The following is an 8,104-nucleotide window of genomic DNA, read 5'->3' on the forward strand; positions in this document are numbered from 1 at the left end:
ACGCGGGGTGCGCCCGCACCCCGCGTCCGGTCCGCTAGGTCTCCGGCGTCAGCAGCCGGGCGGCGTTGCCGTAGCAGACGGCTCGCAGCCAGTCGTCCCCGAGGCCGAGCCCTTCGAGGACGTCGAGCTGGTGCCGGTAGGGGTACGGGATGTTGGGGAAGTCGGTGCCGAGCAGCACCCGGTCGCCGAGCGCGGCCAGCCGCGGCAGCTCGGTGCGCGGGAAGGGCGCGGTCTCCTCGATGAAGCCCGTGAACGCCATCGTCGTATCGAGATGGACCCGCGGATACCGTTCGGCCAGCTCGAGGAACGCCTGGTACTCGGGCGCGCCGAGGTGCGCGACGACGGCGGTCAGCCGGGGATGGCGCGCGAGCACGGCGGCGAACGGCTCCGGCCCGGTGAAGGCGCCGGGCACCGGCCCGGAGGCGCAGTGCACCACGACGGGCACACCGGCCTCGGCGAGCATCCCCCACACGGGGTCGAGCAGCGGATCCCGCGGATCGTACGCCCCGACCTGCACGTGCGCCTTGAAGATCCGCGCACCGTCGTCGAGGGCCTGCTTGACGTACCCGGGAGCCTCGGGCTCGGGGTAGAAGGTGGCGGACTGCAGACAGCCGGGGGTCCGGGCGGCGAACCCGGCGCCCCACTCGTTCAGCCAGGAGGCCATGCCGGGCCGGTGCGGATAGACGAGCGCGCTGAACCTCCGCACGCCGAAGTCCCGCAGCAGCCGGATCCGCTCGCCCTCCGCGACCCGGTAGGTGACGGGCCACTCCCGCCCGACCAGGGCGGCCCCGGCGTCGAAGTAGGCCCACACCTTGCGGAGCACGTTGTCGGGCATGAAGTGCGTGTGCACGTCGATCAGCCCGGGCAGCCCGAGCCGCCGCCAGAACCCGCGAACCCCACCGGCCTCGTCCCCAGCTTCCACGCCGTCACCCCACAAGCGTCCGATCACCTCCGCCCGAGACTAAGCGTGCGCTCAGCACGGCGTAAAGACGGCTCGGCCGTGCGGGCGGGGCGATGAACCGATCACCCGCACGCCTCGGGCCTGCGGCTGACACAATGTGCGTGTGCGGCCCGTCGGGCCGGAGGGGGCCTCCTTGGACTACATCTGCTACATCTCCCGTTCCAAGGTGGACGGGCTCCACGCCCAGCTCCACCCCGAACAGGACGGCGAGATCACCGAGCAGGTGGTGACGGAGCGTTCCAACTCCGGTGACCTGCAGGCGGGGTTGTCGCTCGGCCAGATCGTGAGCCTGTTCAAGGGCGGCATCACCTACGGCAGACGCAACGTGATCCAGCGCGAGCGGAAGATCAAGACGGCCTATACGGAGAAGCTGAGAGAGGTCCTCCTCGCCATCGCGGCGGACCACGGCAACGTCCCGGACATCCGCGACACGCTCCCCGCGCACGGCTTCGACTCCGTCTACTACTTCTACGAGGGCGCGTTCCGGGTCCAGTCCCCCGTCTCCAGCCCGACGGTGGCGGACGTCGTCACCCTGCGCTCCACCACCGGCGACCGCACGGTGCACTTCGACTGCTCACTGCGCTACTTCAGCGAAGGCCCCGAGGCGGACGGCCAGTTCCTCCTCCACTCGGGCAACCACCGCTTCTTCACCGGCGGGCTCTCCCTCACCCTGTCCGGCGTCTTCGTGCTGCTGGGCGCCGAGGGCGACGACATCTTCGGCACCCCGCTCTACCTTCAGCTGTCCGCGTCCGGCATGGTCGCGCTCTAGGAAGTTGGGGCCAGTGACCGATCTCGATCCCGGCCTGCACGATCCCGAGGAGTACGAGGGCAAGACGTTCACCGTCGACGGCTGCGCGTACGAGGTCGGTCCGCTCATCGGATCGGGCCTGTCGAAGTTCGTGCACGTGCTGGTCAACCGGCGCTCGGGGCTGAGGCTGCACGTGCTGGCCGTCTACCGCGACGCCGAGGCCGGACGGCAGGAGCTGACGAACGAGATCGCCGCCAAGGCGGTGGCGGACCTGCTCGGCGGCGTGCAGGTGCCGAACATCCGGGAGGTCCCGCTGCCGGGCGCCCTCGCCGCCCTGCAGGACTACTACGGCTCCCAGGAAGCGGAGCCGAGCCCCGGCCTGCTGCGCGGGGAGGCGCTGCTCGGGGAGGAGAAGTGGCCGGAGGCGGTCGAGGCGCTGACCGCCGTTCTGCGGGAGCGCCCGGCGCACACCATGGCCATGAACAACTGCGCCTACGCCCTGGCCCGGTGCGACCGCCTGTACGACGCGGTGGACCTCATGGCGCAGGCCGTCGGGATCGAACCGAACCACCTGCCCTATCTGCGCTCGCTCATCCAGTACGCGGCCGCGGCGACGATGCCCGCGACCGCCCTCAGGACGCACCGGACGCTCAAGGAGAAGTACCCCCGGGACACGAGCTGCGAGGAGATCGTCGCCCATATGCCCGCGCAGGCGTCCGGCCTCCACAACCTGTCGGTCGACCTCGCCCGGGCAGGCCGCCTGGACGAGGCCGTGGAGACGGTCTCGCACGCGGTCGACGCCTACGGCGTACTGGCCGAGGGCGACCCGGAGCAGTTCGACGTCGAGTTGGCCGAGAGCCTGTTCAACCTCGGGGCCTTCACCCTGGCCCGGGGAGACGCGGTCGGCGCGGTCGGCCCCCTGGTGGACGTCCTGTCCATCGCCACCGCGTACGAACGCCAGGACCTGTTCGACCTCGCGGCCGACACCTTCCGCGACGCCCGCGCACGGGCACCCGAGGCCGTGGCGGCGGAGTTCCTGCGTCTGACGGAGGAGCCGCTGGCGGACTGGCTCACGTGACCCTCACATCAACCGCAGCGCCGTCTCCGCCACCCCGATCCGTACCGTCTGGCCCCACGTCAGGTCCAGGGCGTCCGACTCGATGCCGTCGCCGAAAGCCGTCAGGCGTTCCGTGCGGACCGTGAGGGTCAGGCGGCGGTCCGCCGTCAGCACGCCCGACACCCGCGAGGTGCCCGTGGCCGGGGACGGCCAGGCCTCGCGGACGAACCAGATCAGGGTGCGGTCGCCGCGGGCCGGGAGGGGGAGGGCGCTGTGGCGTTCCTGCCAGACGGACCGGAGCCAGCCCGTGGCGCCCGCGCCCGTGCCGACCAGGACGCCCGACGACGCCTGGGTCTCCGGCGGGCCGCCCTCCTCGGCGAGGGTGTAGCGGGCCGTCTGGTGTGACGGCGGCCCGAGGAAGACCTCGTTGAGCGCGAGGAGGCGCTGGCTGTCGTCGGCCACCGCCTCCACCATGGTGAGGTGCTCCGCGCCGCGCGCGTCGGCCAGCGCCTCGACGAGCAGCCAGCTCGCGTCCGGCGCCGTGTGGCGCACCAGCACACCGGGGTTGCGCCGCGGGTCGGGGTTGACGCCGATCACCGGCTGGCCGCTCAGGTACTTGGCGGCGTTGGCGACGAGGCCGTCCTGCCCCACCACGAGCACCACGTCCTCCGGCGCGAAGAGGAACCGGTCGAGTCCGGCCCGTTCCACCTTCGCGCGGCGCCAGTCGAAGGGGATCCGCGCCGTCGCGACCGCGAGCGCGCGCGTCGCAAGGCGGTGGGACTCGACGACCTCCGCGATGTCCTGGTCCCGGGTCGCCAGGAAGTGGGCGGCCTGCCCGTGCGTGCCGTGCCGGGCCAGCAACTCCTGGTACTCGGTGCTGCGGTGGACGACCACCGCACGCGGCGCGAGGCTCATCCCCGGCGCCCCGGCCCGCCCTGCTCACCCGACCGCCCGCGCTGCTCCGGCGTCCGGTCCCGCCGCTGTGCGCCGTCGGGCGCGGGCTGTCCCAGCCTGGCGAGCAGTCCGGTCAGCACGTCCGGCGACAGGGTGACGCTCTCGATGCGCGGCAGGTGCTCCGCGAACCGGCCCGCGGTCAGGGCGTTGAGGACCGCCGGCTCGATCCGCGCGTGCACCTCCAGCCACGCCGCCTCCGCCTCGGCACGCGCGGCGCCCGCCTCCCGTGCGGCGGTGGCCTGGGCCTGCGCGGTGCGCACCGCGCGGGCGGCCTCGGACTCGGTGCGCACCGCGTCGGCGGCGGCCGCCTCCTCCGCCTCGCGGCGGGCGTTGGTGCCGCGCTGGCGTACCAGCTGCTCCTCCTGCCGGGCCAGCTCGATCTTGCTCGCCAGCTCGTTCTCCGCGATGGCCCGCTCCCGCTCCACCGCCACGGCGCGGCGCTCGTACGTGGCGCGGTCGGCCTCCTGCTGGATCTTCTCCCGGGTGGGCGTGCGCATCGCCCGCTCCACCTCCTGCTCGGGCCGGATGGCCACGACGCGTACGGCGACCACGTCGAGCCCCGTGGCGGGGAGGCGCTCGTCGGCGCCGAGGCCGCCGGCGACCCGCTCGCGGACGGCGGCGACACCGTCCACCAGGGCCTCGGACAGCGGGGTCCGGGCGAGGACGTCGAGGGCGTGCTGCTGGGCGGACTCGGTGAGCAGCGTGGCGAGTTGCTCGAGCGGAGAGCCGCGCCACACCCCGGTGTCGGGGTCGATGGAGAAGTCGAGCCGCTCGGCCGCCCGCGCCGGGTCCGCGATCCGGTACGCGACGGTGGCCTGCACGGAGACGTTCTGGAAGTCGGCCGTCCTCGCGTTGAAGGACACCGACAACTCCTGGTCCGCCACCGGGATCTCGGAGAGCGCGGCGGACAGGGACCGGAACCAGAAGCTCAGCCCCGTACCGTCGTGCACCAGCCGCCCCGAGCGGTGGTGGCGGATGTGCGCGGTGGGCGCGGAGCGCAGATGGCGCCAGCCGAGGCGCCGCTTGATGTCGGCCATGTGGGAACCCCCCAGTTCGTGTCACAACGACGGTAAGGGGTGACACGTTTATCGTCAAGACGACGAGAAATGGCGGAGGGGGCCGGTTGCCTCGATCGAGGCGTCCACGCAGGTCAGCGGACTGCCCGCGCGACAGCGCGGGACCGGTCTTACGGTGAGGAAGATACGCAGGAGTCAACGGAGGCTTTCCCATGCGCAGCATCCACCGCGCGGCCACCGGCGCCGCGGTCACGCTGGTCTTCATGGCAGGCGGCACGGCCACCACGTCGGCCCTCACCAAGCCCACCGAGATCGACGAACTGACGGTGATCGACACCAAGTACGGCAAGGCCCTGGCGGACGGCGACGGCAACGCCCTCTACGTGTTCGCGAAGGACAAGCCGAACTCCAGCGCCTGCACGGACGAGAAGTGCGCCACCGCCTGGCCGGCGGCGCTCGCCGAGGGCGACGACGACCCCGACGACAAGACCGACGACGAGCTGGACCGCCCGCCGGAGGTCACGGCCGACTTCGGCACGATCGAGGCGAAGCAGCCCGGCACCTCCGGCAAGCTCCAGCTGACGGTCGACAAGCAGCCGCTGTACTTCTACGACAAGGACACCCACCCCCGCGACGTGAACGGCCACGGCGTGGCCACCGGCGGCAAGGACACCACCTGGTATCTGGTCGCCCCCGACGGCAAGCGGCTGCCGCTGCCGGACACGTCCGGCGGCGGCTACTGAGCCGTGACGTGCACCGCCCCGGCGCCGGTCGCGCTCACAGCCCCACGACCGACTTCGCCGCCCGCAGTTCGCAGACCAGCACCAGCTCGCGCCGCTCCCCCGGCTCCAGCCGCACCCGGTAGGTGACGATCCCGTCCGCGTCCGGCCCCTCGTCGGGGGGCGCGGGGCGGCACGCGTCCCGGTCCAGGGTGACCTCGACCGCGGACACCTCCGACACCGGCACCCGTTCCCGTACGACGATCTCCGCCGCGGCGGTCCCCGCGTCCGGCGCCTCCACCCGCGACACGAACAGCCGGACGGTGCGGATCACGACGGTCCGCTGGCCGATCCCGGCGACGCCCGTCGTATCGCGCCGCTCCTCCGCGTGGCGCACCACGCGGTAGGTGTCCTCGCTGCCGAACGACAGCCTGACCTCCTCGCCCATGCCCGCGAACCGCACCTCGCCGCGCCCGGTGAACCCGCTGCCGCGCACCAGGTCCACCGGCCCGGCGAGCAGCACATGGCCGGCGTCGTTGGTGAAGCGGGCCACCTGCGACACCAGCGGTGACAGCTCGGGAGAGCAGGTCAGTTCGGCCCGGCACGAGGTGCGGAAGGCCGAGAGGTGCAGCCGGTACGGCCGTCCGTCGGACGGCACGCGGGCGCGCGCGGGCGCGGCCAGCACCCGCACCTCGCCGCCGTCCGCGAGCCCGGGCAGCTCCGGCGTCCGTACGGCCGCCGCGTCGGGCGACTCGCCGCCGAGGGTGCTGATCTCCTCCTCGCGCAGTTCGACGTCGACCGTACGCCGCTCCTCGGCCGTGCGGTCGCGCAACGTCAGCACGTCCTCGGCCAGTTCCGGCGGGGCGGCGGCGAGCGCGGTGCGGGCGGTGGACAGGGACACGCTGACGTCGTCCCAGTCCTCGCCGGTGCACTGCCACACCACGGCCTCCGTCCGGAGCTCCAGCGACCGGCCGTCCGCGGCGAGCGTGGCACGGTACGCGGGGCGCCAGAGCGCGCAGGGCACCAGATGGCTGACGCCGATCCGGGCCGTACCCGCGTGCTCCGCCTCCACGACGACCTCGACGTACGCCGTCACCTGGGGCGGTTCCTGCTCGACGCGGCGCAGGGCGGTGTGCACCTGGTCCCGTTCCTCGCAGAGTTCGGCATGGCGGGCGGCGGCCTCCCGCACGAGGTCCCGGCACTGCTCCAGCTCGCCGTCGAGGCGCTCCGACTGCTCGGCCCAGCGCTGCGGGTCGGCGCTCCCCGCGGCGGCGGCGCCGACGATCTCGCGGTGCAGTTCGTCCCTGGCCTGCCGGACGACGGCCAGCCGCTCCTCGAGCCGCCGGCCGCGGCGGCCGGCCACGCGGACCTCGTGCTCCAGCTCCTTCTCGCGGACCCGCAGTTCGGAGGGGCGGCCTCGTCGGGGTGCGGCGTCGTCGGGGTGCGGCGGGGTGTACGTACGGACCAGCCGGGCATCGACCACGCCGACGCCGGGCGCGGTCGTGAACGCGCGCAGGGTGTGGTCGACGGCGAGCGGCGTCACGGGGCCGAGGCGCAGGCGCGAGACGCCGGAGGGCAGCTCGACACGGGCGTCGCGCTCGATCTGGGCGCGGTCCTCCATGCAGGTGACGGCGGTCGGGGGGAGGGGGGTGAGGTCGGGTACGGCGGTCCAGGGACCGGGTTCAGGGGGCGTCTGCTCCGGCATCTTCCGCTCAGTCCCTTCGGTTTCCGCCGTGGACGGCCTTGTCGGACGGGATGCGGATCGCGTAGCCACCGTTGAGGACGGCGGTACGGCCCGGCTCGACCTCGACCCGCCAGACCCGGGTGCCGCGGACGAGGCGCGGTTCGCCGTCGAGCGGTTCGTCCGGGGCCGTCCAGGCGGGCTCCGCGGCGTGGTCCTCGATCTTCACGTCCTTGTCGGTGCTGACCGGGACGCGCTCGCGCACCTCCACCAGCACCCGGTGCGCGAGCCGGTTGGCCAGCTCGACCTCGACCCGGTGGTCGAGCACGGTCGTTCCGCCGCGCAGGCCGGCGCTGGACTCCCGCATCCGGGTGCGCCGGGCCACCTGGACGCTCTCGGCCACGCCGGTGCCGATGCGCCGGCACTGGCCGGGGGCGAGGGTGGGCAGGGGGGTGGTGAGCACGTAGTCGCCGTTCACGGTGACGTCGGCGGGACCGGCGAGCAGGGCGTGGCCGGAGGTGTTGGTGAGCAGCACGGTGCCGTAGACGGACTCGTCGACGGAGGGCACGGTGACGAACTCCTGCCGGGCCTCGACCGGGATGACGCAGACGGGCACGGTGTGCCAGACGCCGTCGGCGGCCACGTCGACGGGGGCGGTGGTGTCGAAGCGGTAGTCGAAGGACCCGGCGGACTGCCGTACGTCGACGGCGTGCCGGGGCCGTCCGCGGGTGCCGACGGGGCCCGCGGACTGGTGGGCGGCGGACGGCGTGCGGGGGTGCAACCTGCCGCGCCCGCCGCCGGGTTCGCCGGGGCCGGCCAGTTCGAGACCGGCGTAGTCGAGGAGGTCGGCGGTGGGGACGGGGGGTGGCGGCGGTCGGTGAGGGAGCGCACCTCCCGTTTGACGCTCTCCAGCCCCACCAGCGTGTCGAGTTCGCCCAGCACGTCCTGCGAGGGGCGTGCGCTCGGCA

Annotated in this window: 8 protein-coding genes; 3 read left to right on the plus strand and 5 right to left on the minus strand. The window is 73.5% G+C overall.

Going from position 1 to position 8,104, the window contains the following annotated elements:
- Positions 1-34: 34 nt before the first annotated feature.
- Positions 35-922 carry an amidohydrolase family protein gene (locus AB0M28_RS38815; protein ID WP_365415276.1) on the minus strand — a complete coding sequence of 296 codons (888 nt, stop codon included), beginning with the start codon at positions 920-922 and terminating at the stop codon, positions 35-37.
- A 142-nt stretch (positions 923-1,064) separates the two neighbouring features.
- On the opposite strand from AB0M28_RS38815, the gene AB0M28_RS38820 reads away from it, so the two are divergent.
- Both AB0M28_RS38820 and AB0M28_RS38825 read left to right on the plus strand, forming a co-directional pair.
- The gene (locus AB0M28_RS38820) at positions 1,065-1,730 is read left to right on the plus strand and encodes a hypothetical protein (RefSeq protein WP_365415278.1); all 666 of its coding nucleotides are present in this window, start codon (positions 1,065-1,067) and stop codon (positions 1,728-1,730) included.
- Positions 1,731-1,743: 13 nt separating this feature from the next.
- Entirely contained in the window at positions 1,744-2,787 is a 1,044-nt protein-coding gene (locus AB0M28_RS38825; RefSeq protein WP_365415280.1) for a hypothetical protein, read from the plus strand.
- Positions 2,788-2,790: 3 nt separating this feature from the next.
- On the opposite strand, the gene AB0M28_RS38830 is transcribed toward AB0M28_RS38825, so the two are convergent.
- Both AB0M28_RS38830 and AB0M28_RS38835 read right to left on the minus strand, forming a co-directional pair.
- On the minus strand, positions 2,791-3,681 hold the full coding sequence (locus tag AB0M28_RS38830; RefSeq protein WP_365415282.1) for a hypothetical protein: 891 nt from the start codon (positions 3,679-3,681) through the stop codon (positions 2,791-2,793).
- Positions 3,678-4,757 (minus strand): SPFH domain-containing protein, encoded by a 1,080-nt coding sequence (locus tag AB0M28_RS38835; protein WP_365415284.1) that lies wholly within the window; start codon positions 4,755-4,757, stop codon positions 3,678-3,680. Before AB0M28_RS38835 ends, AB0M28_RS38830 begins: the two co-directional genes overlap by 4 nt.
- 191 nt (positions 4,758-4,948) lie before the next feature.
- Between AB0M28_RS38835 and AB0M28_RS38840 the strand changes: the two genes are divergently transcribed.
- The gene (locus AB0M28_RS38840; protein WP_365415286.1) at positions 4,949-5,479 is read left to right on the plus strand and encodes a hypothetical protein; all 531 of its coding nucleotides are present in this window, start codon (positions 4,949-4,951) and stop codon (positions 5,477-5,479) included.
- 34 nt (positions 5,480-5,513) lie between these two features.
- Here AB0M28_RS38840 and AB0M28_RS38845 read toward each other — a convergent pair whose 3' ends face one another.
- Positions 5,514-7,160, minus strand: a complete 1,647-nt coding sequence (locus AB0M28_RS38845) for a mucoidy inhibitor MuiA family protein (protein ID WP_365415288.1) — start codon at positions 7,158-7,160, stop codon at positions 5,514-5,516.
- A gap of 7 nt (positions 7,161-7,167) precedes the next feature.
- Positions 7,168-7,917: a DUF4139 domain-containing protein gene (locus AB0M28_RS38850; protein ID WP_365415290.1), complete on the minus strand. Its 750-nt coding sequence runs from the start codon at positions 7,915-7,917 to the stop codon at positions 7,168-7,170.
- Positions 7,918-8,104: the final 187 nt, after the last annotated feature.

This window comes from Streptomyces sp. NPDC051940 (assembly GCF_040680895.1).
Classification (GTDB): Bacteria; Actinomycetota; Actinomycetes; order Streptomycetales; family Streptomycetaceae; genus Streptomyces.

Bases quoted from the DNA above. Each gene is read 5' to 3' on its own strand.
- AB0M28_RS38830 (WP_365415282.1), bottom strand. From the start codon at position 3,681: ATGAGCCTCGCGCCGCGTGCGGTGGTCGTCCACCGCAGCACCGAGTAC.
- AB0M28_RS38835 (WP_365415284.1), bottom strand. From the start codon at position 4,757: ATGGCCGACATCAAGCGGCGCCTCGGCTGGCGCCATCTGCGCTCCGCG.
- AB0M28_RS38840 (WP_365415286.1), top strand. From the start codon at position 4,949: ATGCGCAGCATCCACCGCGCGGCCACCGGCGCCGCGGTCACGCTGGTC.
- AB0M28_RS38845 (WP_365415288.1), bottom strand. From the start codon at position 7,160: ATGCCGGAGCAGACGCCCCCTGAACCCGGTCCCTGGACCGCCGTACCC.